20 protein-coding genes and 1 pseudogene are annotated in these 21,133 nt (G+C 71.8%); 11 read left to right on the top strand and 10 right to left on the bottom strand.

Going from position 1 to position 21,133, the window contains the following annotated elements:
• Positions 1-317 precede the first annotated feature (317 nt).
• A complete protein-coding gene (locus AB0P24_RS02110; protein WP_365790068.1) occupies positions 318-1,121 on the top strand; it encodes an SGNH/GDSL hydrolase family protein in 804 nt (267 codons plus the stop codon).
• 3 nt (positions 1,122-1,124) lie between these two features.
• On the opposite strand, the gene AB0P24_RS02105 is transcribed toward AB0P24_RS02110, so the two are convergent.
• From AB0P24_RS02105 to AB0P24_RS02090, 4 genes are all read right to left on the bottom strand, one after another.
• On the bottom strand, positions 1,125-2,720 hold the full coding sequence (locus AB0P24_RS02105) for a serine/threonine-protein kinase (RefSeq protein WP_365790066.1): 1,596 nt from the start codon (positions 2,718-2,720) through the stop codon (positions 1,125-1,127).
• A 45-nt stretch (positions 2,721-2,765) separates the two neighbouring features.
• Positions 2,766-4,457: a nickel transporter gene (locus AB0P24_RS02100; RefSeq protein WP_365790064.1), complete on the bottom strand. Its 1,692-nt coding sequence runs from the start codon at positions 4,455-4,457 to the stop codon at positions 2,766-2,768.
• Entirely contained in the window at positions 4,454-5,863 is a 1,410-nt protein-coding gene (locus tag AB0P24_RS02095) for a tetratricopeptide repeat protein (protein ID WP_365790062.1), read from the bottom strand. The genes AB0P24_RS02100 and AB0P24_RS02095 overlap by 4 nt, the downstream gene beginning before the upstream one ends.
• Positions 5,864-6,067: 204 nt before the next feature.
• Positions 6,068-7,594 carry a DUF4331 domain-containing protein gene (locus tag AB0P24_RS02090; RefSeq protein WP_365790060.1) on the bottom strand — a complete coding sequence of 509 codons (1,527 nt, stop codon included), beginning with the start codon at positions 7,592-7,594 and terminating at the stop codon, positions 6,068-6,070.
• A 206-nt stretch (positions 7,595-7,800) separates the two neighbouring features.
• Here AB0P24_RS02090 and AB0P24_RS02085 point away from each other — a divergent pair, with 206 nt between their 5' ends.
• From AB0P24_RS02085 to AB0P24_RS02075, 3 genes are all read left to right on the top strand, one after another.
• Positions 7,801-8,343 carry a sigma-70 family RNA polymerase sigma factor gene (locus AB0P24_RS02085; protein ID WP_365790058.1) on the top strand — a complete coding sequence of 181 codons (543 nt, stop codon included), beginning with the start codon at positions 7,801-7,803 and terminating at the stop codon, positions 8,341-8,343.
• Positions 8,340-9,143: an anti-sigma factor gene (locus AB0P24_RS02080; protein ID WP_365790056.1), complete on the top strand. Its 804-nt coding sequence runs from the start codon at positions 8,340-8,342 to the stop codon at positions 9,141-9,143. The genes AB0P24_RS02085 and AB0P24_RS02080 overlap by 4 nt, the downstream gene beginning before the upstream one ends.
• A gap of 137 nt (positions 9,144-9,280) precedes the next feature.
• Positions 9,281-9,550 (top strand): hypothetical protein, encoded by a 270-nt coding sequence (locus tag AB0P24_RS02075; RefSeq protein WP_365790053.1) that lies wholly within the window; start codon positions 9,281-9,283, stop codon positions 9,548-9,550.
• Positions 9,551-9,573: 23 nt separating this feature from the next.
• Here the strand turns inward: AB0P24_RS02075 and AB0P24_RS02070 are convergent, their stop codons facing one another.
• From AB0P24_RS02070 to AB0P24_RS02060, 3 genes and pseudogenes are all read right to left on the bottom strand, one after another.
• Positions 9,574-10,770, bottom strand: coding sequence for a CaiB/BaiF CoA-transferase family protein (locus AB0P24_RS02070; protein WP_365790051.1), 1,197 nt, complete (start codon positions 10,768-10,770; stop codon positions 9,574-9,576).
• Positions 10,771-10,803: 33 nt separating this feature from the next.
• Positions 10,804-10,959, bottom strand: a pseudogene (locus AB0P24_RS02065) (ABC transporter permease); the annotation flags it as partial.
• 84 nt (positions 10,960-11,043) lie between these two features.
• Positions 11,044-11,202, bottom strand: a complete 159-nt coding sequence (locus AB0P24_RS02060; RefSeq protein WP_365790049.1) for an Arc family DNA-binding protein — start codon at positions 11,200-11,202, stop codon at positions 11,044-11,046.
• Between the two features lie 14 nt (positions 11,203-11,216).
• On the opposite strand from AB0P24_RS02060, the gene AB0P24_RS02055 reads away from it, so the two are divergent.
• Entirely contained in the window at positions 11,217-12,440 is a 1,224-nt protein-coding gene (locus AB0P24_RS02055) for a transposase (RefSeq protein ID WP_365790047.1), read from the top strand.
• Positions 12,441-12,476: 36 nt separating this feature from the next.
• Here the strand turns inward: AB0P24_RS02055 and AB0P24_RS02050 are convergent, their stop codons facing one another.
• The 3 genes from AB0P24_RS02050 to hmgA are packed head-to-tail and all read right to left on the bottom strand — an operon-like array spanning position 12,477 to position 15,793.
• Complete coding sequence (locus AB0P24_RS02050; protein WP_365790045.1) at positions 12,477-13,628, bottom strand: type ISP restriction/modification enzyme; 1,152 nt, start codon at positions 13,626-13,628, stop codon at positions 12,477-12,479.
• Between the two features lie 12 nt (positions 13,629-13,640).
• Positions 13,641-14,390 carry a GntR family transcriptional regulator gene (locus AB0P24_RS02045; RefSeq protein ID WP_234531322.1) on the bottom strand — a complete coding sequence of 250 codons (750 nt, stop codon included), beginning with the start codon at positions 14,388-14,390 and terminating at the stop codon, positions 13,641-13,643.
• Positions 14,391-14,416: 26 nt separating this feature from the next.
• Positions 14,417-15,793: a homogentisate 1,2-dioxygenase gene (gene hmgA, locus AB0P24_RS02040; protein ID WP_365790043.1), complete on the bottom strand. Its 1,377-nt coding sequence runs from the start codon at positions 15,791-15,793 to the stop codon at positions 14,417-14,419.
• A gap of 161 nt (positions 15,794-15,954) precedes the next feature.
• Here hmgA and AB0P24_RS02035 point away from each other — a divergent pair, with 161 nt between their 5' ends.
• From AB0P24_RS02035 to AB0P24_RS02010, 6 genes are all read left to right on the top strand, one after another.
• A complete protein-coding gene (locus tag AB0P24_RS02035; protein WP_365790041.1) occupies positions 15,955-16,539 on the top strand; it encodes a hypothetical protein in 585 nt (194 codons plus the stop codon).
• Between the two features lie 64 nt (positions 16,540-16,603).
• A complete protein-coding gene (locus AB0P24_RS02030) occupies positions 16,604-17,221 on the top strand; it encodes a TetR/AcrR family transcriptional regulator (protein WP_365790038.1) in 618 nt (205 codons plus the stop codon).
• Positions 17,222-17,545: 324 nt separating this feature from the next.
• Positions 17,546-18,307 (top strand): hypothetical protein, encoded by a 762-nt coding sequence (locus AB0P24_RS02025; RefSeq protein ID WP_365790035.1) that lies wholly within the window; start codon positions 17,546-17,548, stop codon positions 18,305-18,307.
• Positions 18,294-18,950, top strand: coding sequence for a class F sortase (locus AB0P24_RS02020; RefSeq protein WP_365790033.1), 657 nt, complete (start codon positions 18,294-18,296; stop codon positions 18,948-18,950). The genes AB0P24_RS02025 and AB0P24_RS02020 overlap by 14 nt, the downstream gene beginning before the upstream one ends.
• Positions 18,951-19,197: 247 nt before the next feature.
• Positions 19,198-19,650, top strand: coding sequence for a DUF3574 domain-containing protein (locus AB0P24_RS02015; RefSeq protein WP_365790031.1), 453 nt, complete (start codon positions 19,198-19,200; stop codon positions 19,648-19,650).
• 84 nt (positions 19,651-19,734) lie between these two features.
• A complete protein-coding gene (locus AB0P24_RS02010) occupies positions 19,735-21,123 on the top strand; it encodes an aldehyde dehydrogenase family protein (RefSeq protein WP_365790029.1) in 1,389 nt (462 codons plus the stop codon).
• The last annotated feature ends 10 nt before the right edge of the window (positions 21,124-21,133 follow it).

Genomic DNA, 21,133 nt, shown 5'->3' with positions numbered 1-21,133 from the left:
CGCGGGCACCACCGGTGACGGCGAGCCAGGCCGCCCTGGAGACCGCGCCCACCCCCGACCGCTACCAGAGCGCCGCACCGGTCCCGGCGACGGCCGTCGTGGCCCCCGTGGGCAGGGGCCCCAGATCCCTCACCGGTCCTGGTCGTGCCGGTTCGCGCTGAACGCGAGGCGTCAAGCGGGCCTTTGGGCCTGGAACGCACACTTTCGGTCAGGTCAGGGCTAGTTGAGGTCCGGAACGGTTTTGGCATGGACACTTCCCGTCAACGCGCGTAGTTGCTAAGACGGTTGTTGCAGAGATCCTGCTAAAGGGAGGTTCCATGAGACGTTCCCGAATTACGGCATACGTGACTTCACTCCTCCTCGCCACCGGCCTCGCCCTCACCGGGGCGGCCGCGACGGAAGCGCAGGCCGCGACCGGGGGCTATGTGGCACTCGGCGACTCGTACTCCTCCGGCGTCGGCGCCGGCAGCTACATCAGCTCAAGTGGCAGCTGCGACCGCAGCACCAAGGCCTACCCCTACCTGTGGAACGCCGCCCACAGCCCGTCCGCGTTCTCGTTCCTCGCCTGTTCGGGCGCCACCACCGACGATGTGCTCTCCAGTCAGCTCGGCACGCTCAGCTCCTCGACCGCCCTGGTCTCCATCAGCATCGGCGGCAACGACGCAGGCTTCGCCGACATCATGACGACCTGTGTGCTCAGCTCCGACAGCACCTGCCTGTCCCGCATCAGCACCGCGGAGGCCTACGTCGACTCCACCCTCCCCGGCAAACTCGACAACGTCTACGACGCGATCAGCGCCAAGGCCCCCAACGCCAAGGTCGTCGTGCTCGGTTACCCCCGCTTCTATCTGCTGGGCACCACCTGTCTCGGTCTCTCCACGGCCAAGCGCACCGCCATCAACAACGCCGCCGACTACATCGACACCGCGATCGCCAAGCGCGCGGCCGACCACGGGTTCACCTTCGGCGACGTCCGCTCCGCGTTCTCCAGCCACGAGATCTGCTCCGGCAGCTCCTGGCTGCACAGCGTCAACTGGCTGGACATCACCGAGTCGTACCACCCCACCGCGGACGGCCACTCCGGCGGCTATCTGCCGGTCCTGACCGCCAACGCTTCCTGAGTTCTAGTTCGAACTCGAAGGCGAAGGCGAAGCCGAAGGGGAGGCCCCGCCGGTCGGGGTCTCCGTCGTGCTGGTGCAGGTCACCGAGAACGGCACCGAGTCGGACGTCGTCTCCACCGGGCTGCGCACCTCAACGGCGATCGCGTCGCTCAGCGTCCCGCTGTCGGACCAGGTCGTCACCGTCACCCTCGTCTGCCGGGTCTTCCCGCCGCCGTCCGGGAAGGACAGCGTCTTCCAGCCCTGGTCGTTGAGCGTCCCGTTCTTCAGCACCCACCGGTACTGCACGTCCGCGGGCACGCTCCCCACCGTGAACGTCGCCGTGAACGTCGGCGCCTGCGCGGACGACGGCGGACAGGCCCCCGAGTAGTCCGTACGGGACCCGGCCACACTGACCTTCACACTCTGCGCGGGCGCGCTGCTGCTCGCGGACGCCGACGGGGACCCGGACCCGGTCGTGCTGCTCCGGCTGGGCGCCGGGGAGCTGAGGCTGCTGGCCGACTGACTGGCACCGGCGTTGCCGCCGCCGCTGTCGCCGTTGTTCCGGTTGAGAAGGACGTACGTCAGCCCGCCGAGCGCGAGGACGACCAGTACAAGTCCGATGAGCAGCACGGTACCGGCCCTGCGGTTGCCGTCGTGGTCCGAGGCCGGCGGCCGGGTGTCCGTCGGGAGGGGCATCGGGGGCGTGGGCGAGGAGGGCCGAGGCTGCCGGGCGACGAGGGTCGGGGCCTCGTACGGTGCCGGGACCGGGACGGTGAGGGCTGTGCTCAGGGTGCCCCCGGCCGCGATCAACCGCAGGTCATGCTCGGCTTGTTCGGCCGACAGCCGCTGCGCCGGGTCCTTGCGGAGCAGTCCCTCGATGACGGGGGCGAGCGGCCCGGCCCGGTACGGCGGCGGCAACTCCTCGTCCACCACGGCCCGCAGGGTGTTCAGCGGGGTGTCCTGCCGGAACGGCGAGGCGCCCTCCACCGCCGCGTACAGCAGCACGCCGAGCGACCACAGGTCGGACTCGGGGCCGAACGCCCGTCCGAGCGCCCGCTCCGGGGCGAGGAACTCCGGTGAACCGATCACCTCGCCGGTCATGGTCAGCGCCGAACTGCCCTCGACCGTGGCGATCCCGAAGTCGGTGAGCACCACCCGGCCGTCGTTCGACAGCAGCACGTTGCCGGGCTTCACGTCCCGGTGCAGCACCCCGGCGGCATGCGCGGAGCGCAGCGCGGACAGCACCTCGGCGCCGACGCCCGCCGCCCGCTGCGGCGACATCGGCCCCTCCGCCTCCAGCACGTCGGCCAGGGACACGCCCGGGACCAACTCCATGACGATCCAGGGCCGTCCGCCCTCCATCGCCACGTCGTACACCGTGACGACATTGCGGTTCGCGACCCGGGCCGCGGCCCAGGCCTCGCGTTCCAGACGGGCGTACATCCGCTCGACGTCGGAGCCGGGCAGCCCGGCGGGCGCCCGCACCTCCTTGACGGCGACGTCACGGCCCAGCACCTCGTCGCGGGCCCGCCACACGGTGCCCATGCCGCCCTCGCCCAGCGGGGACAGCAGTCGGTAGCGGCCCGCGATCACTCGCTCACGACCCGGCTGTTCGGTCACGGGTGCCCCCCACGGCAGCTCGCGCGAATTCATCACAAACGTAACTCAGAGGAATGCGGATGCGGCCCCCTTGAGCACCAGTCCGGCGCCCAGGGCCACGACCACGAGCGCCGAGGCGAGCGGGGTGGTCCTGCGGACCAGCGTGGCGATGGGGTGGGCGGTCCAGCGAGGGCGCTTGTCCATCACCTGAGTCATTCCCGTACCCAGCTTGACGACGGCGAACCCGGCGGCGGTCAGCGTCAGTGCGAGACCGACGCCGTAGGCGACGACGAGAAGCAGCCCGAACCAGGCCTGGCCGAGGGCAGCGGCGCCGACGAGCACGACGACGGCGGAGGGGCTGGGGACGAGGCCGCCGGCGAAGCCGAGGAGTACGGTGCCGCGGAGGGTGGGGGCCGTGGGGTGGGTGTGGGTGTGGCCGCCGTGCGTGTGCGGCAGGTCGGTGTGGCCGCCAGCGGGGGCCGCGCCTCCGGACCCCCCTTCGGCCTGAACGGCCTCGTCCTCAAACGCCGGACGGGCTGAGGAATGTGGCTGAGCGCCGTGGTCATGGCCATGAGCGTGGCCATGAGCGTGGTCGTGAGGGTGGTCGTGGGCGTGGTCGTGCGTGTGGGCGCGGGTGTGCTGGTGGGCGCCGACCAGGGCCGGTTCTCGCTTCTCGGCCGGGTCGTGAGCATGCTCGTGGTGATGGTGGTGGCCGTGGGCATGCGCCTGTTCGTGGGCCCTGTTCCGCCAGGCCCTGCGGGTCAGGTTCGCGCCCGCGGCGAGGACCATGAGGCCGCTCGCGATGCCGAGCCAGGCGATCACCGAGGGCGTGGCCGCCGAGCCCGCCGTCACCAGGACGCCGAGGGCGACCACGCCCAGGGTGTGGGTGACCGTGACCGACGCGGCCAGCGGGAGGACGTCACGGAGGCGGGCGCGGCCGCCCCGGGCCGCCGCGGTCGCCGCCATCAGGGTCTTGCCGTGGCCCGGTGCGAGGGCGTGCATCGCGCCGAGGCCGATCGCGATGAACAGGGCCAGCACCGCGAAGCCGACGGTGAGGTGGTGGCGGGCGACCAGGTCGGTCAGGGCCTGGGTCCAGCGGTCGATGCCCCGGGGGAGGATCTCGGCACCCGGGGTGGCCTGCCGGTCCTCGGCGAGGGCGGGGCCGCCCGGCCGTACCCGGAGGGCGGCGCTGGTGATGTCGGCGGGGGAGGAGAGCAGGTCCTTGGGGTAGCTGGTGAGTTCGTGGGAGACGGACGTCTTCGGTACGTCCGTCTTCGTCAGCGTCATCCGGTCGACGCGCGCCGTGATCTCCCGCCAGCCGGGGCCGGAGTCGGTGCCCGCGCTGTGGAAGGCCAGGGTGACGGCGGCGCCCTTCGGGAGCGGCGCGGTGAACCGGCACGACACCCGCAGAGTGTTCAGCCCCGCCTGACCGGGGCGCAGTTCGGCGTGGCTGGTGGTGACGGCCAGGGCCGTGGCCGTGCCGTCGACGGTGAGCCTGCTGCCGTCCGCCGCCGTCGTGCAGCGCTGCTCGGCCCACTTGGCGGTGCCCAGCCGCTTCAGGTCGGGCTTGGCCTGGGTCGCCGGGATCTCGGCGAGGTCCTCGAAGTGGTCGACGCGGAGCTGTCCGGGGGCGGCGACGAGACCGTCGTACTTGTTGACGGTGAAGTTGCCGAGCGGGTGGGCGCTCGCGGCCGTGGCGGGGAGGAGAGCGAGGGCGCAGGCCGTGGTGAAGAGGGCGGCGATCCGGCGCAGGTTCACTTCGCGGCCTCCAGCGCCTTGCGGGCCGCACGGGCGCCCAGCGGGGAGAAGCCCGGGTTGAGCTTGAGGGCCTTGGCGAGGGCGGCCCGGCCGGCCGCCTTCTGGCCGGCCGCCAGCTCGATCATGCCCAGGTGGTAGAGGAAGGAGGCGTTGTGGTAGCCGGTGGCGGTGGACTGCCGGGCGTAGGGCAGCGCCTCCTTGTCCTTGCCGTTGACATGCAGGGCCCAGGCCAGCGCGTCCGCGGTGTGCACGGTGTGACGGCGGGCCCACTCGGTGCGCGCGGCCTTCAGCGCCTCGGCCTTGTCGCCGTGATCGGCGGCGGCGAGGGCGGTGTCGAGGTCGGCGTTGACGCCGTTGGCGCGGGCGAGCGCGATCCAGGCCTCGACGAGGGCGTACTGGTTCTCGGCCTTCACCTTGTCGCCCTTGGCGCCCCGGTCCTCGTACAACTCGCCGAGTTCGACCAGGGGCTGGGGCAGGGGGTAGCGGGAGACGACCAGTTCCATGCCCTTGATGGCGTCGGCCCGGTCGCCGGTCGCCGCCTGGGCGCGGGCCCGGCCCTCCAGCGCCGGAAGGTAGTTCTCGTCGGCGGCCAGGGCGCGGGCGTAGTAGTTCAGCGCGCTCTTGTAGTCGCCCTGGTTCCAGGCGAGCAGACCGAGCTGGGCGGCCACGTAGGAGATGTCGCCCTTCGACGTGGCCGTGGACAGGGCCTGCGCCAGCACCCGCCGGGCGCCCCGCACGTCACCGCGCAGCTCCCGGACATACGCGTACCGCGTGAAGACCGGTACGCCCGGCTTGCGCCGGTCGGCGAGGTCGGCCGCCTTGCTCGCCTCGTCGTAGCGGCCGAGCTCGACCAGGGCGTCGATACGCGAGGACAGGGCGTTCGCGTTGTACGCGTTCTGCTTCAGGGCCTGGTCGGCGTAGGTGAGCGCCGGCGCGAACTCGTGCCGGGCGGCGGCGAGCGCGGCCTCGGCGGCCAGCGCCTGGTCGTTGTCCGGGGTGATCCGGAGCGCGCGCCTGAGGGCCTTCTCGGCCTGCGGGTAGCGGGACGGGTCGCCCTTGGTGCGCGCCTGCTCGACGTAGGCGAGGCCGAGGGTGGCCCAGCTGTCGGAGTCCTTCGGCTGGGTGCGGAGATGGGCCTGGAGAGAGGCGATCGTGGTGTCGAGGTCCCCGCTCGCCAGCAGCGCCGGGTCCACCGCGCTCGACGTGGCCACCGCCGCCGTACCGCTGTCCCCGTCGGACCCGAAGGCGATCGCCCCGCCGGTCAGCGCGATCGCCATCAGCAGGGCGGAACCGGCGAGTCGGGCCCGCCGCCAGTTCCGCCCCGCGGCGGCGAACCGGCGCAGGGCGGCGACGCGCTCGTCGTCCTTGGTCTCGGCGGGCTGCTTGTCGTTCGTACCCGGGGCCATGCCCTCTCCTAGTAGCTGTTCGTGCGGGGCGGCGCGGCCCGCGCCGTGGGGGATTGGGTGGGTGCGGGCCGCGCCAGTAAATGAGGGGCGTGTCGAGCGCCCCGAAGGGGTGCGGGGCTGTGATGGATGTGCGACCACCGTCGCGCGGGCGCGACCGGCCACCGCCGACCCGCAGTCACCCAACCGCCCTTGCCGGAACGGCGACTAGTACGGCCGCCGCATCCGACGCCGCCACCAGCCGAACCCGGTGCCGATCAGCAGCACGCCCGCCGCACCCGCGGCCGCCGACCCGGCGATCAGTGTCGTGTTGCTGTCACCGGAACCGGTCAGGGCGTCGCCCAGCGCGCTCTTCGTGCTGCTCTGGGCCGCGCTCTTGGCGAGCGCACCGCGCGAGCCGGACGTCGGCTCGGCCACGTACGGGAAGTACTTCTCGAAGCCCTTGTCGTTCTTGTCGACCGCGTCGCCCAGGTCGTTCTTGGAACCGACCAGTTCGCCCTCCATGACCTGGAGCGCCTCGTCGATCACGTCGTCGGTGAGCCGGCGCCCGTTCGGGAAGCCCGCGTTGTCGCCGTCCAGGACACCGAGCCGCTTGGGCTTGGCGGTGGGCTTGATGGACGTGTTCAGGCGGAGCATCTCCGACGGCTTCGCCTGCGGCTGCTCCGTGTTGAGGCCCTTGACGCCCGTGAGGAACACGCTGACGAGGTCGTTGCGGGGCTCGGACGGCGCCTTGATGTTGTAGATCTGCTGGATCAGCTTCGGCAGTTCCGGGTTGGTGACGTTCTTCAGGAACTGCGCGTCGTCCTTCGGCTGGGACGCGTTGAACCTGTCCTTGTCCTTCTGCGGGTTGACGACCTCGTTGACCAGCGGGTTGCCCAGGCGCGAGACCTGCGCGTAGTAGCCCTGCGCGTTCCTGCGCTGGGTCGTCGCGTAGATGCCGACGGTCGGACGCGACGCCGACTGCCGGATCAGGGAGTTCGGCACCTGGAGGGCGATCGTGTTGACGTTGTAGCCCTTGAGGGTGTCCCGCCCGACCTCGGAGAGGTTGCCGCCGTACAGCAGGTCGAAGACGCGCAGGTCGGCGAAGAACGGGTCGTCGGCCTGGCCGGCGAAGGTCGCGCCGCCGTTCGCCGTCTTGTAGATGGCCTGGGAGCGCAGCTTCGCGTAGTCGGGCATCGACGCCTTGCCGACGTCCGAGGGAGCCGCCGGGATGTTGTCGGCGATCCTCGTCCGGTACTGCTGCTTGCCGTTCTTCAGCTTGATGAGGTCGAGGTCGTACGACTGCGTGACGTTCAGGTCGGGGTCGTTGAGGCTGTCGACCACGCCCGTGTTGTAAAGGAACGTGTTCTTGTTCTTGATCTTGGTGCGGAACGTGTAACGGAAGATCAGGTCGTCCAGTGCGTCACCGTTGTTGTCGATGTGGATGTCGTACTGGGCGTCGTCGGCGAACTGGTAGAAGTTCGGGCCGCCGGCCGGCTCCTCGAAGGGGATGTAGTCCGACACGATCGTCGTGGTGTCGGACTTGTCCGGGCTGACGAACGCGTACAGGTCGGTGTTGTCGTACTGCGGGGTGCCCGAGATGAGCGGGGCCTCCCGGTGGGAGGAGGCGGAGGCCGCCCCCGGTTCCAGCGCGGCGACGCTGGCGGCTGTGATCCCGCCGGTGGCCAGTGCCCCACAGATGAGCGTGACGAGGCCTTTGCGCCGTGCGCCGCTCCTGGAGTTTAGAGGTGTCATGCCGTCCGTCCCTCGGTCCCAACTTGCTTGACGGACGGGTATACGGAGCGGCGAGGCCGTTTGGATTGGTCCGCAGAAAGAAAATCTTTTTTCGTGGTCAACCCGCGTTTCGGGCGCTCGCGTACGTACTTCTGCCGGAGGTGTGTCAGTTGCGAATGCCTGGTGTGGGAGGACGGGCCGGGTGCGGCCACAGGAGGGGGGACGGGGTGGAGGCGGACGAACTGCTGGTGCTCGTCGCCGCTGGCGACCAGAAGGCGTTCGAGGACCTCTACGGACTTGTGTCCGGTCCGGTGTTCGGGCTCGTGCGACGCGTGGTCCGCGACCCCGCCCAGTCCGAGGAGGTGGCCCAGGAGGTGCTGCTCGAACTCTGGCGCTCCGCGGCCAGGTTCGACCCCGCCCGGGGCAGTGCCCTGTCCTGGATCCTCACTCTCGCCCACCGCCGCGCCGTCGACCGGGTGCGCAGCGCCCGCGCGGCCGGCGAACGCGAACAGCGCGAGGCCCTGCGCGCCGGCGAACCCGCCTTCGACCAGGTCGCCGAAACGGTGGAGGCCGGCCTGGAGCGTGAGTGGGTGCGCCGCTGCCTGGACCGTCTCACCGCCCTGCAGCGCCAGTCCGTCACGCTCGCCTACTACGACGGCTACACCTACCGTGAGGTCGCCGAGCGGCTCAAGCTGCCGCTGGGCACGGTCAAGACCCGAATGCGTGACGGACTCACCCGGATGCGCGACTGTCTGGGAGGCGCCGCATGAGTCTCGTCGGCCGCCTGCTGCACCGCGAGGACCTGCACTCGCTGGCCGCGCCCTACGCCCTTGACGCCCTGGACGCCGGTGAACGGCGGCGCTTCGAGAGGCATCTCAAGGACTGCGGCCGGTGTGCCGACGAGGTCCGGGCGCTGACCGAGGACGCGGTACGGCTCGCCTGGTCGACGGCGGCCCCGCCGCCGCTCGCGATGCGCGACCGGGTGCTGGCCGCCGTGCGCGCCACCCCGCAGGAGCCGGCCCTGGGCCAGGAGCGCGTGCCCAATCTGCCGCCGCACGTCTGGGGCGTACAGCCCCCGCCGCCGCGCCGGCGGCCGCGTCCGCTGTTCGTGCCGTTCGCCACCGCCACCGCGGCCGCCGCGCTGGTCGTCGCCTCGCTGTTCGCGGTGCAGGCCGACCGGACCCGGGAGCAGCTCGACGCCGCGCGCTCCCAGTCACGTGAGATCGCCCACGTTCTGGCCGCGACCGACGCCCGCGCGACCAGCTACCAGGACGCCCAGGGCCGGAGTATCGGAGCGGTGGCCTCCGTTTCGGAGGGGCGGGCCGTCGTCACCCTCAGCGGATACGGCACCCCGGCGAACGGCCGGGTGCACCAGCTCTGGCTCATGCGCCCCCGTGTGCAACCGCGCTCCCTCGGGCTCTTCAAGGCCGGCACACCCCTGGTCGCGACGGGGCTGAGCAGGTCCGCGACGTCACTCGCCGTGACCGTCGAGCCCGCCGGAGGGTCAGCACAGCCCACCAGCCAGCCAGTTGTCCAACTCGCCCTGAAATCGGTTGGATTCGGAAAGTAATCGAAGCGTAGTTCAAGAGGGGTCGTCAACACCCTTGCGGGGAAGGTGAATCCTGTGACCGCGATACACGAGTGCCCCCTCGGGGCGATAGGGTTACCCTGCCCGGGCCGGGTGGACTCGTACGGGTGGGGAGTGACATGGATCAGATAACACGCAGCAGGGCGAGGGTTCCTGCGATCACCTGCGGGAGCGGCGCGACCAGTTCGCGCCTCGACCGCCATCTGTCGGTGCTGGCGGGTCCCGCCATACCGCAGCAGCAGGCGGTCGAGGCGACGTCGCTGATGCGTGAGCTGACATCGCGTGAACCCGCGCAGCGCAGCGACCGGGTGACGCGGGTCGGCCGTGTCTCCCTCTTCGCGCCGCTGCGCCGGCTGCGCCGATCGCTGTTCGGCGGCAACAAGCACTGACCGCCTGACCGTCACGCCCGCGCTCAGGCCGCCACACCGTCCCGGCGCAACGCTGCGATCTCGGCGTCCGTCATCCCCACGGCACGCAGCAGCGCTCCGGTGTGCTGCCCGAGCGCGGGCACGTCCCCCATCCGCGGCTCGTCCCCGCCCGGCAGTGTGATGGGGGGCAGCAGCGCACGCAGTGGCCCGGCCGGCGACCCCACCTCCCGCCACCGCTGCCGCGCCGCCAGCTGCGGATGCCCGGCCAGTTCCCGCAGATCCCGCAGCCGTGCGCACGCGATGCCCGCGGCCTCCAGCCGTGCCAGCGCCTCGTCGGCACCGAGCGCCTTGAGCGCGGTGCCGACGACTGCGTCGGTCCGTGCCCGGTTCGCCACCCGCGCCGCGTTCGTCGCGAACGCCGGATCCGCGCCCAACTCGGGCTGGCCGATCACCTGTTCGGCCAGCCGCCGCCACTCCCGGTCGTTCTGCACGGACAGCAGCACCCGCCCGCCGTCCGCGGTCGGATAGGCGTCGTACGGCGCGATCACGGCATGCGCCAGACCCGTGCGCTCGGGCGGCGTCCCGCCGTGCATCGTGTGATGCAGCGGATGCCCGAGCCACTCGGCCAGTGCCTCCAGCATCGACACCTCCACCGGCCCGCCCCTCCCGGTGGTCCCGCGCCGCACCAGCGCCGCGAGGACCCCCGAGAAGGCGTACATGGCCGCCGCGATGTCCGCGGCCGGGATCCCGGCCTTCACGGGCTGCTCCGGCGTCCCGGTGACCGACACCAGCCCCGCCTCGCACTGCACGAGCATGTCGTACGCGCGTTTGCCGGCGTACGGCCCCGACGCCCCGTACCCGGAGATGTCCACCGCGACCAGCCGGGGGTGCGCGGCGCACAGCGTGGCCGCGTCGAGCCCGAGCCGGGACGCGGCACCGTGGGCCAGGTTCTGCACGAAGACGTCCGCGTCCGCGATCAGCCGCCGTACGACGTCCAGGCCGCGTGGGTCCTTGAGGTCCAGCGCGATGGACTCCTTGCCCCGGTTGCACCACACGAAGTGCGAGGCGAGCCCCCGGGCGGCGGTGTCGTAGCCACGCGCGAAGTCCCCGCCGTCGGTCCGCTCCACCTTGATGACCCGGGCCCCGAGGTCGGCGAGCTGCCGGGTGGCGAAGGGGGCGGCCACGGCCTGTTCGACGGCGACGACGGTGATGCCTTCGAGAGGCAGGGGGAGACGGTCCATGGACCGGATCATGTCCGGTGACCGCCGGGTTTGTCAGCAGCGCCCGTACCGGCGGACGGCGAGGGGCAGGAAGACGGCGATGAGGACCACGCTCCAGACGAGCGAGCCCAGGACGGGGTGCACCACCGGCCAGGCCGCGCCGTCGGGGACGGGAGCGTTGCCGAAGAGGTCGCGCAGGGCCGTCGTCACCTGATGCCGCCGAGGGCGCCCCGGCCTTCAGACGGGGGAGGGATCGGCCCCCTGCGGAGCAGGGCAAGGAAAGAGCAATTGCCGTCAGGGCGATTGGTCGTCTCCACTCGCCGGGCCGAGTGCGACCTCAAGCAGGTGGACGATCTCAGAGTTGAGGGACCGCCGGTCAGTGCGGGCTTCCTCAACGAGGCGCGTGTGCAGTTCCGTTGGCAGGCGGAGAGAGATCCGCTTCTCGTCTTCCATGCTAAAATGATGCCATGGCGACACCGCAGGAGCGGCGGGAGGATGCCGGGCGCACCCGGTACACCTACCGACTCCGCGTCTCGTCGACCGCCCACACGGGCCTCATGGCCGAGTGGGCGCGCTGCCGGTGGGTGTGGAACGAGTGTGTGGCCATGTCCCACAAGGTCCACGCCCTGAACCGGGACGCGGCCGAGAAGACGACGTGTGGCCCGGCCCAGCTCGACAAGATACTGACCGAGGCCCGCGCCGCGATGGCGTGGCTGCGTGAGGGTGCCTCGGTGCCGCAGCAGCAGACCATCCGCGACTTCGCCAAATCCCGCACCAAGGCCGTCAAGGACATCAGGGCCGGACTGCCGATGCGGCAGCGCGCCGGGATGCCGAGGGTGAAGAAGAAGCGTGAGGCGCTGCCTACGCTGAACTACACCACCCGGGGCTTCCGGTTGAAGGACGGCCGCCTGCACCTGGCCGGGGGCATCGTCCTGACCGTGGTGTGGTCCCGTGACCTACCGGCCGTCCCGTCGTCGGTGCGCGTGCACCGCGACGCGGTCGGGCATTGGTACGCCTCGTTCGTCGTTGCCACCGAAACGCAGCCGCTTCCCGCCACGGGCCGCGTGCTCGGCGTGGACTGGGGCGTCAAGGAAACCGCCACCACCACCTCCGACACCCACGACCTCCCACATGCCCGGCATGGGAAGAACGCCGCACAGAAACTCGCTCGCTACCAACGGATGATGGCCCGCCGCCGCCCCGCCAAGGGGCAGACCGCGTCCAAGGGATACCGCGCAGCCCAGCGGCAGGCCGCGAAACTGCACAAGAAGGTGGCCCGGCAGCGGCAGGACACCGCCCGCAAGTGGGCCAAGCGTGTGGTCCGCGACCATGATGCCATCGCCGTCGAGGACTTCCGCCCGAAGTTCCTGGCCAGGACCACTATGGCCCGTAAAGCCGCAGACGCGGCGATCGGTGCCACCAAGACGGCCCTGATCGAGATGGGCCGCAAGCACGGGCGGGACATCCGCCTCGTGCATCCCGCGCACACCAGCATGGACTGCGCGTCGTGCGGAGCGAGAACCAAGCACGCACTTCCTCTTTCGGAACGTACCTACACCTGCACCGCGTGCGGAGCCGTGTCTCCCAGGGACAAGAACTCCGCCCGCGTGATGCTGGTCCGGGCTGGTCTCAACCCGGCTGGTGTCGAGGGCGTAAGACCTCCGGGAGCGCTGCTCCCGGAGGCAGCCTGAGCCAGGAATCCCCTCCCCGCCAGGGAGGGGAGGATGTCAAAGCAGCGTCAGTTGACCTGCCGGGCCTTCTTCCGTGTGCTCCAGGATCGACGCCGGTTTGCGGGCCGCCTCCGGCGGCGGGAGAACGCCCGCCACCGTCAGGTCGGCCGCCGTGATCCGTGTCGTGATCTCCAGGGCGGCCCGCTGCGCGCGGACGTCTGCCAGCAGGGTCAGGACCGTGATCAGTTCCAGCAGCTCCGAGGTCTGCTGCTGCGGCCACGTCGTGGGGCCGATCGCCGACAGGGTGCCCGGTTCCCCCTGGTGTACGCGGGTGGTGAACCACGCCTCCAGGACCCGTACCTCGCCCGTCCTGAAGTCCCAAGCCTCCCGCGGCACCGGGGAGATGCGGCCCTCGTCGAGGTGGAGGGCCTCCTCCTCGGGGTCGTAGAGGATCGTGCCGGGGCGGGCGGGGAGCGGGGCCCGGACGTACGGGCGGCGGCCGCCCGGGAGCCGGGGGCGTTCGCCGTCGCGGCGCAGCAGCCACAGGGCCCGGCGGCCCAGTGCCACGCCTCTCGACCAGAGGTCGGGGTCCCCGGTCAGCGGCACGGTGTGGTCGGCGCGCACCGTCGCCAGGATCCAGGCCAGGACGTCCACAGGAGTGGGGTGTCCGCCCAGCCGGTCGGCCAGGTAGGCCGGCAGCCCCGGTGCCAGGTTCGGTTCCTCGCCCCCCGGCCGGCGGTACAGCGGGCGGATGCGGCCGGTGCGCAGGGTGGGCAGGAGGGAGGTCGCCAGCACAGGCATCCCCTCCGCCGATTCCACCGCGAAGATCTGGTGGTCGTCCGCCACCCGCCACAACTCCGGGCGGGCCGCGTCGATCAGGCGGTGGTCCGGGAGCAGCCACTGTTCGTCGAAGGGGGCCGCCAGGACGCGGACCGGCTCCGGGCAGGGGGACGAGGCCTGCTCCAGTCTCTCCGTGCCGGTCGGCCGGCCCGGTAGCTGGGCCACCGCTGAATGCACCGACCGGGATCGTGTCGGCTCGAACAACGTCTCCCGGTCGGTGCCCTCGGCCTTGAGAAGGGCGTCCCAGCGGGCCTTCAGGGTCGCCGGGACGGGAGCCGTCGGCCACCCCCGGCCGAGCCGTAGTGGTGCGACGGACCACGGCATGAGGTCCGCCAGCAGCGGAGCGTCGTCGTGCGTCACGCCCGGCATCGTACGACGAGTTCAGGTGGCGTCGAGGGTGACCGTGAAGGAGAAACGGTCGCCCCGGTAGTGGATGACGGCCAGATCCAGGACCCGGCCGGCGGTGTCGTAGGTGACGCCCGTGTAGTGCAGGATCGGGCTGAGGAGCGGGACCTGGAGCAGCCGGGCGGTCTCCGGGTCGGCCAGGCGGGCCTCGACCGTGTCCGTGATGCGGCTGATGTCCGCGCGGACGACGTCCCGGAGCACCTTGGTCATCGGCCAGCGGGCGAGGTCCTCCGGGTCGATGCGCTCGGCCAGTTCGGGGCGGACGTGGTTGCGGGCGTGGTTGGTGGGCTCGCCGGTCTGCTCGTCACTGCGCAGCCGGTGGTACGCCGCCACCTGGGCGAGGTCCGGGAAGTACTCGGTGAGTTCGCCGGTGACGGGCACCGTGCCGTGGTCCAGCAGTCGCGCCGTCATGCCGGACTGCTGGGCCACGATCGCGTCCACCGAGCCGAGCAGCCGTACCGGGGTGCCCCGCCGGGCGTCCGGTTCGATGAAGGTGCCGCGGCGGCGGTGCCGGCTGATCAGGCCCTCGTCCTCCAGTTCCTTCAGCGCCTGCCGCATGGTCAGCACGCTCACGCCGTAGTGCTCCGCGAGCTGTTCCTCGGTGGGCAGCCGGAGCGGGTCCCGGGGCGAGCGGCCGAGTATCGAGGCGCGCAGCGACTGCGACACCTGGTACCAGAGCGGCAGCTTGCGGTTCAGGACGATCGAGTCCGGGGCGAAGGAGGTCACGGGCCATCCGTACCGGTGGGGGATCTTCAGTGCAAGGGGCGGAAGTGCCGTTCCAGGCCCTGCCACACGTCGTCGTAGCGCGGCTGGAGATGTTCGGCGGCCGCCGCCTGCGGGGTGAGGGTGACCGGCCAGCGGGTCTCGAACATGAATGCCAGACCGTCGTCCACCTTCTGCGGCCGCAGCTCGGCCGCGCTCGCCCGGTCGAACGTCTCCCGGTCCGGGCCGTGCGCGGACATCATGTTGTGCAGGGACCCGCCGCCCGGCACGAAGCCCCCCTTTCCGGCGGTCTTCGCGTCGTACGCGCCCTCGATCAGACCCATGTACTCGCTCATCACGTTGCGGTGGAAGTACGGCGGCCGGAAGGTGTCCTCGCCCACCAGCCAGCGCGGCGCGAAGACCACGAAGTCGACGCCGGCGAGGCCGGGGGTGTCGGAGGGCGACGTCAGCACCGTGAAGATCGACGGGTCGGGGTGGTCGTACGAGATGGTGCCGATCACATTGAAACGGCGGAGATCGTAGATGTACGGCACATGTGTGCCGTGCCAGGCGACCACGTCCAGTGGGGAGTGGTCATATGTGGCGGTCCACAGGTTGCCGCAGAACTTGTTGACCACCTCCACCGGACCCGCCACGTCCTCGTAGGCGGCGACGGGGGCCAGGAAGTCCCGGGCGTTGGCGAGGCCGTTGGCGCCGATCGGGCCGAGGTCGGGAAGGCGGAAGGGCAAGCCGTAGTTCTCGCACACATAACCCCGGGCCGTGTCCTCCAGCAGCTCCACACGGAAGCGGACCCCACGGGGGATCAGCGCCACGTGTCCTGGTTCCACATGCAGCAGACCGAACTCCGTGTGCAGCAGCAGTCCGCCGTGCTCCGGGACGACGAGCAGCTCGCCGTCCGCGTCGGAGAAGACCCGCGTCATGGAGGCGTCGGCGTGATAGAGGTGCACGGCCATGCCGGTGCGCTGGGTGGCGTCGCCGTTGCCGCCCAGGGTCCACAGGCCGGCCAGGAAGTCCGTGCCCGGCGGCGGCTCCGGCGCCGGGTTCCAGCGCAGTCGGTTCGGGTCCGGGGCGAGGTCCGTGAAGGGGGCGGTGCGCAGCGCCCCGTTGCCGGCGGCGCGGGTGAACGCCGGATGGGCGGCCGAGGGGCGGATCCGGTACAGCCAGGAGCGGCGGTTGTGGGCCCGCGGCTCGGTGAAGGCGCTGCCGCTGAGCTGCTCCGCGTACAGGCCGAGCGGGGCGCGCTGCGGGGAGTTGCGGCCCTCGGGCAGGGCGCCCGGCACCGCCTGGGAGGAGTGCTCGTTGCCGAACCCGGAGAGGTACGACAGCCCCTCGGCGGTCTTCCGCGCTTCCCCGCGCTCTCGCTCGCGCTCGTACACGCTCGCGCGGGAGGTGCCCCCATCGCTCATGTTCGCTCCCTGAACCTGTCGGCACGCCATCGATTCCTATGCAACACCGTAGGATTGAGCGGGGCCGGGTGCAAGAGGGCCCGGATCATCCCGGCGGGGGACGGCGAGAACCCGACTTGAGGGGGATCCGGTCTTCGGCGCGCTGTTCTACGCTCCCGGTCATGTCGTGGACGCGTGGACTGCCGGGGGCGCTCGCGGTCTGCGTGCTGCTGCTGGTCGCGGCGGCGGGCTGCGCGAGCGGGGACGCGCACGGGCGGCGGGGCACGGCGTCCCCCTCGCCGGTGGGCAAGATCCTCGACGAGACGGACGCGAGCGGGCGCCACTACCGCGAGCTGGACAGGAAGCGGGCGCCCGAGGTGGACACGGTGGTCACCCCCGACGCCGCCGGCGGCTGGGACGTCCGGCTCGACGTGCACCGCTTCCGGTTCTCGCCGGCGGGCACCGCGGCGAAGGCGGTCGTCGGCCGGGGCCTGGCCTGTCTCTTCGTCGACGGCGGCCTGGTGGCGCGGCTGCGCACCGCCGCGTACCACCTGCCCGTCGGCCTGGTCCCGCACGGCACCCACCACATCACCGCCCGGCTCTACGCGGACGACGGCACGGTCTGGGCCGTGCGGGGCAAGCCGGTGGAGAGCACCGCGGACGTCACCGCGTCGGGCGCGGAGACGGCCACACCGTCGGCATCGGCGGCCAAAGCCGCCGCTCCTTCGGCCACCGGCACCGTCGCGAGCAGCCAGGACGCCGGATGAGTGCATGGGCCATCCGTCTGCGTACTGGGGGGCGAGGTTCCCGCGGTCCCGGCGGAAAGGCATCATGAAGCCCGTGCCCCAAGCGACATCGCTTCGCAAAGCGCCCGTGCAGCGCCGCAGCGCCGAACGGCTGACCAGGATCCTCGACGCCTGTGCCGACCTCCTCGACGAGGTGGGCTACGACGAGCTGAGCACCCGGGCCGTGGCGGTGCGCGCCGGGGTGCCCATCGGCTCGGTCTACCGCTTCTTCGGCAACAAGCGGCAGATGGCCGACGCCCTCGCCCAGCGCAACCTGGAGCTGTTCTCCGAGCGGGTCACCGAGCGGCTGAAGGACGCGCCGAGGGGGGGCTGGCGGGCCGCGATGGACGCGGTGCTCGACGAGTACCTGGCCATGAAGCGCACCGCCCCCGGCTTCTCCCTCGTCGACTTCGGCAACCAGATCCCGGTCGGCGCCCGGCACTCCGAACCCAACCGCAGGGTCGCCGACCGCCTGACGGATCTTCTCTCCGGCTATATCGGCCGTGCTTCCGACGAGGCCCTGCGCCGCACGTTCCTCGTCGCCGTGGAGACGGCCGACACCTTGGTCCACCTGTCCTTCCGGATGGACCCGGAGGGCGACGAGAAGATCATCGCGGAGATGCGGGAACTCCTGCAGGCGTACCTGGCCCGGGTTCTGGACTGACGGCCGGCCCGAACGCCCCGACCGGAGCGCCCCCGGTGCCCGCCGAGGCCGGTCAGGCCCACCGCGTCCGCGCCGTGGAGATCGCCCGTGCCTCGGTCCTCGCCCGGCCGCCGCACAGGTCCAGCCCGCCGGTGCTCGCCGGTGCCCGCCGTCCCCGTCCCGGCCGGCACGGCCGCAAACGCTGCCCAGGGGCCCGGCCGTTGCGCCGCACGAGCGATATCTGACGGCGCGTCGCACGTGGCTGCCGCGGTCCTCGGAGTGCGTGGGTGACAGTCCAGACGAAAGGTCGATTTGTATGAAAATCATCTAATCGGAGGAGCTTGCATGCCCACGCTCACACATCCGCGCACCACCGGTTCCCGCGCGGGCGCCACCGTCGTCCTCACCGCCCTCGCCGCGGCGGGCGCGTCGTGGGTGGCCGCGCCGAACGCGGCGGCCCAGGGGGAGAACGGTGACATCAGGGTCCACCGCGTGGGCGTGCCCTTCGGTGTCTCGAAGGACGACCCGGTCGTCTGCAAGTTCTACCTCGACGCCGTCAACTTCGACACGCTCACCGTGATCGACTACACCATCACGCCGCAGCCCCCGCTGCCCACCGCCGCCAGCGTCACCGGCAGCATCCAGCTCGCCGGAGGAGCCGGCCACACCGATCCGCTGGGGCTGGCGGACGGGCAGTACAAGATCGCGTGGACCGTGGACGGCGCGAACGGCGCGCGCAAGGAGAAGATCTTCCGGGTCAACTGCCATGACGGCAGGCAGGACGGGGCGCAGGGCCAGAACGGTGCGAACGGGCAGGGCGAGCAGAACGGCCAGAACGGCCAGAACGGTGTGAACGGGCAGATCGGTCCGGGCGAACAGAACGGTTCGAACGGCCGGATCGAGGACAGCCAGCGCAACGACACGGCCTGGGTGCAGGGCGGCGACCGCGACGGCCCGCAGGGCGGGGTGCACGCGGGCGGCGGCGGTCTCGCCGACCCGGCGGCCGCGTTCTCGCCGCTGGCCGCGGCCACGGCCGTGAGTCTGGTCGCGGCCAGTGGCGTGGTGTACGTCCGGCTGATCCGCCGTCGCCCCCATGGCGCCGCGTAGGCGCAGACGCAGGCCCTGGTACCGGACCCGCGCCTACCGCCTCGCCAGGACGGCCGTGCTGGCGATCGTCCTGGTGACCGTGGTCCGGTGGTGGGGGGACGGCGGGCCGACCGTACCGGACGGGCCGGACGCCTTGGCGGCCGGCCCGGGCGCGGGGGCCCGCCCGGGGCCCCCGCCCCGCCCGCTGCCCCGGTCCCGGCCGACGTCGCTGCGCATCCCGTTCCTGGGTGTCGACGCGCCGGTCGTCGGCGTCCGGCTCGACCGGGACCGGCAGTTGGAGACACCGCCGGTCGACAAGCAGAATCTGGTCGGCTGGTTCCAGGGCGGCGCCACGCCGGGCGAGTCCGGCCTCGCGGTCGCCGTCGGCCACCGTGACACCACCACGGGGCCCGCCGTCTTCGCGGCACTCGCCCAGGTGAAGCCGGGCAAACGGATCGAGGCCGGGCGTGCGGACGGCCGTACCGCCGAGTACACCGTGGACCGGGTGAAGGTCTACGACAAGGCCGACTTCCCCGACAAGGAGGTGTACGGCCCGACCCCGCGTCCCGAACTCCGGGTGATCACCTGCGGAGGTCTCTTCAGCCGGAGGACCGGCTACACCAGCAACGTGGTGGTCTTCGCCCACCTGACCGCGACGCGGTGAGCGGGCGGAGCGGTCGTGAGGGCGGTGCGATCTCCACCGGGGGTGCGCAGGGGGTGGGGGTGGCTGTGCCGTGAGCGGCTGCCGCGCCGTCGTGGCCTGTCGCGCCCGCGCGCGGCGGGGCCGCAGATCCGATACGGCCCCGTGCTCCTGACGGGGCGCCGCGGTCCAGCCGTGCCGACCGGCCTGGACGGGTGAACTCCGGTGGGAAGCCGGGACCTGGGATGGGCAGGCCCTCTAGAAATGGGGCATGCCTGTACATTCTCGTCGTCATCGCTCGGCCCTCGCGGTGGCCGGGATCCTGCTGGCCGGTACTCCGGGCGCGTACACCGCGCTGGCCGGCGGCCATTCCGGGGCCGCGTCGGCGCGAGGCGAGCCGTACGTCGAGACCCGGCTGCTCTTCGGCACCGCCCGACCGGACGGCGGACCCGCTGTCACCGACCGGCAGTTCACGGCGTTCGTCGACAAGGAGGTCACCCCGGAGTTCCCCGGCGGGCTCACCGTGCAGGACGGGCGCGGGCAGTGGCGGGACGCGCACGGGTCGATCGAGAAGGAGCGGTCGTACGTGCTGATCCTGCTGTATCCGGAGTCGGGGGCGCGGGGCAGTGACCGGAAGATCGAGGAGATCCGGCGGGCCTACGAGAAGGCCTTCGCGCAGGAGAGCGTGGGCAGGGTCGACGAACGCGCCCGGGTCGGCTTCTGATGGTCCCCGGGCATGTCTGGCGCACTAAAACTATCGCCGCTAGTTTGTGACTCGGACGACGCAGCCCTGCCGGGAGGAACCAGCATGAAGGCACATGACGGCCTGTACATCGACGGCGACTGGCGCGCCGCCGAGAGCAGGGACGTGATCGAGGTGGTGAACCCGGTCGACGAGCAGGTCGTCGGGCGGGTCCCGGCGGGTGGCGCGCTGGACGTCGACACCGCCGTACGTGCCGCCCGTGCCGCCCTCCCGGCGTGGGCCGCGACCCCGCCCGCCGAGCGGGCCGCCCGGCTCGCCGCCCTGCGCGACGTGCTCGTGGCCCGGAAGGACGAGATCGCCGAGACGGTCACCGCCGAACTGGGCGCACCGCCCCAGCTCTCCCAGGCGGTCCACGCCGGCGTGCCCATCGCGGTCGCGGGCTCCTACGCCGAACTGGCGGCCACCCACTCCTTCGAGGAGCAGGTCGGCAACTCCACCGTCTACCAGGAGCCGGTGGGTGTGGTCGGCGCGATCACGCCCTGGAACTACCCGCTGCACCAGATCGTCGCCAAGGCCGCCCCGGCGCTCGCCGCCGGCTGCACGGTCGTGCTCAAGCCCGCCGAGGACACCCCGCTGACCGCCCAGCTGTTCGCGGAGGCGGTGCACGAAGCGGGCTTCCCGGCAGGTGTGTTCAACCTGGTCACCGGCCTCGGCCCGGTCGCGGGGCAGGCCCTCGCCGAGCACCCGGGCGTCGACCTGGTCTCCTTCACCGGCTCCACGGCCGTCGGCAGGCAGATCGGCGCGGTGGCCGGGGCCGCCGTGAAGAAGGTCGCCCTCGAACTGGGTGGCAAGTCCGCCAACGTCATCCTGCCGAGCGCCGACCTCGCCAGGGCCGTCAACGTCGGCGTGGCCAACGTGATGTCCAACTCAGGGCAGACGTGCAGTGCCTGGACCCGGATGCTGGTCCACGCCGACCGGTACGAGGAGGCGGTGGAGCTGGCGGCGGCGGCCGCCGCCAAGTACGGCGAGCGGATCGGGCCGGTCGTCAGCGCCAAACAGCAGGAGCGGGTGCGCGGTTACATCGAGAAGGGCGTCGCGGAGGGGGCCCGGCTGGTTGCCGGCGGCCCCGAATGCCCGCGTGAGCGGGGGTACTTCGTCAGCCCGACCGTCTTCGCCGATGTCACCCCCGAGATGACGATCGCGCAGGAGGAGATCTTCGGCCCGGTTCTGTCGATCCTGCGCTACGAGGACGAGGAGGACGCCCTGCGCATCGCCAACGGCACGGTCTACGGGCTCGCGGGGGCCGTCTGGGCCGGGGACGAGGCGGAGGCGGTGGCCTTCGCCCGGCGCATGGACACCGGACAGGTCGACATCAACGGCGGACGCTTCAACCCCCTTGCCCCGTTCGGCGGTTACAAGCAGTCGGGCGTCGGGCGGGAGCTGGGCGCGCACGGGCTCGCCGAGTACCTCCAGACCAAGTCCCTGCAGTTCTGAGGAGGCCGCT

The organism is Streptomyces sp. NPDC086519 (genome assembly GCF_040686075.1).
Taxonomy (GTDB): domain Bacteria; phylum Actinomycetota; class Actinomycetes; order Streptomycetales; family Streptomycetaceae; genus Streptomyces; species Streptomyces shenzhenensis.
Note: the sequence above shows the minus strand (reverse complement) of the source record. Positions and strands in the feature narration are given on the sequence as shown.

What these genes read in the sequence shown, in the direction of transcription:
- AB0P24_RS02075 (WP_365790053.1), top strand. Translation starts at nt 9,281, where the DNA reads ATGGATCAGATAACACGCAGCAGGGCGAGGGTTCCTGCGATCACCTGC.
- AB0P24_RS02055 (WP_365790047.1), top strand. Translation starts at nt 11,217, where the DNA reads ATGGCGACACCGCAGGAGCGGCGGGAGGATGCCGGGCGCACCCGGTAC.
- AB0P24_RS02110 (WP_365790068.1), top strand. Translation starts at nt 318, where the DNA reads ATGAGACGTTCCCGAATTACGGCATACGTGACTTCACTCCTCCTCGCC.
- AB0P24_RS02030 (WP_365790038.1), top strand. Translation starts at nt 16,604, where the DNA reads ATGAAGCCCGTGCCCCAAGCGACATCGCTTCGCAAAGCGCCCGTGCAG.
- AB0P24_RS02090 (WP_365790060.1), bottom strand. Translation starts at nt 7,594, where the DNA reads ATGACACCTCTAAACTCCAGGAGCGGCGCACGGCGCAAAGGCCTCGTC.
- AB0P24_RS02060 (WP_365790049.1), bottom strand. Translation starts at nt 11,202, where the DNA reads ATGGAAGACGAGAAGCGGATCTCTCTCCGCCTGCCAACGGAACTGCAC.
- AB0P24_RS02070 (WP_365790051.1), bottom strand. Translation starts at nt 10,770, where the DNA reads ATGGACCGTCTCCCCCTGCCTCTCGAAGGCATCACCGTCGTCGCCGTC.
- AB0P24_RS02015 (WP_365790031.1), top strand. Translation starts at nt 19,198, where the DNA reads ATGCCTGTACATTCTCGTCGTCATCGCTCGGCCCTCGCGGTGGCCGGG.
- AB0P24_RS02020 (WP_365790033.1), top strand. Translation starts at nt 18,294, where the DNA reads ATGGCGCCGCGTAGGCGCAGACGCAGGCCCTGGTACCGGACCCGCGCC.
- AB0P24_RS02095 (WP_365790062.1), bottom strand. Translation starts at nt 5,863, where the DNA reads ATGGCCCCGGGTACGAACGACAAGCAGCCCGCCGAGACCAAGGACGAC.
- AB0P24_RS02010 (WP_365790029.1), top strand. Translation starts at nt 19,735, where the DNA reads ATGAAGGCACATGACGGCCTGTACATCGACGGCGACTGGCGCGCCGCC.
- AB0P24_RS02035 (WP_365790041.1), top strand. Translation starts at nt 15,955, where the DNA reads ATGTCGTGGACGCGTGGACTGCCGGGGGCGCTCGCGGTCTGCGTGCTG.
- AB0P24_RS02025 (WP_365790035.1), top strand. Translation starts at nt 17,546, where the DNA reads ATGCCCACGCTCACACATCCGCGCACCACCGGTTCCCGCGCGGGCGCC.
- AB0P24_RS02080 (WP_365790056.1), top strand. Translation starts at nt 8,340, where the DNA reads ATGAGTCTCGTCGGCCGCCTGCTGCACCGCGAGGACCTGCACTCGCTG.
- AB0P24_RS02050 (WP_365790045.1), bottom strand. Translation starts at nt 13,628, where the DNA reads ATGCCGGGCGTGACGCACGACGACGCTCCGCTGCTGGCGGACCTCATG.
- hmgA (WP_365790043.1), bottom strand. Translation starts at nt 15,793, where the DNA reads ATGAGCGATGGGGGCACCTCCCGCGCGAGCGTGTACGAGCGCGAGCGA.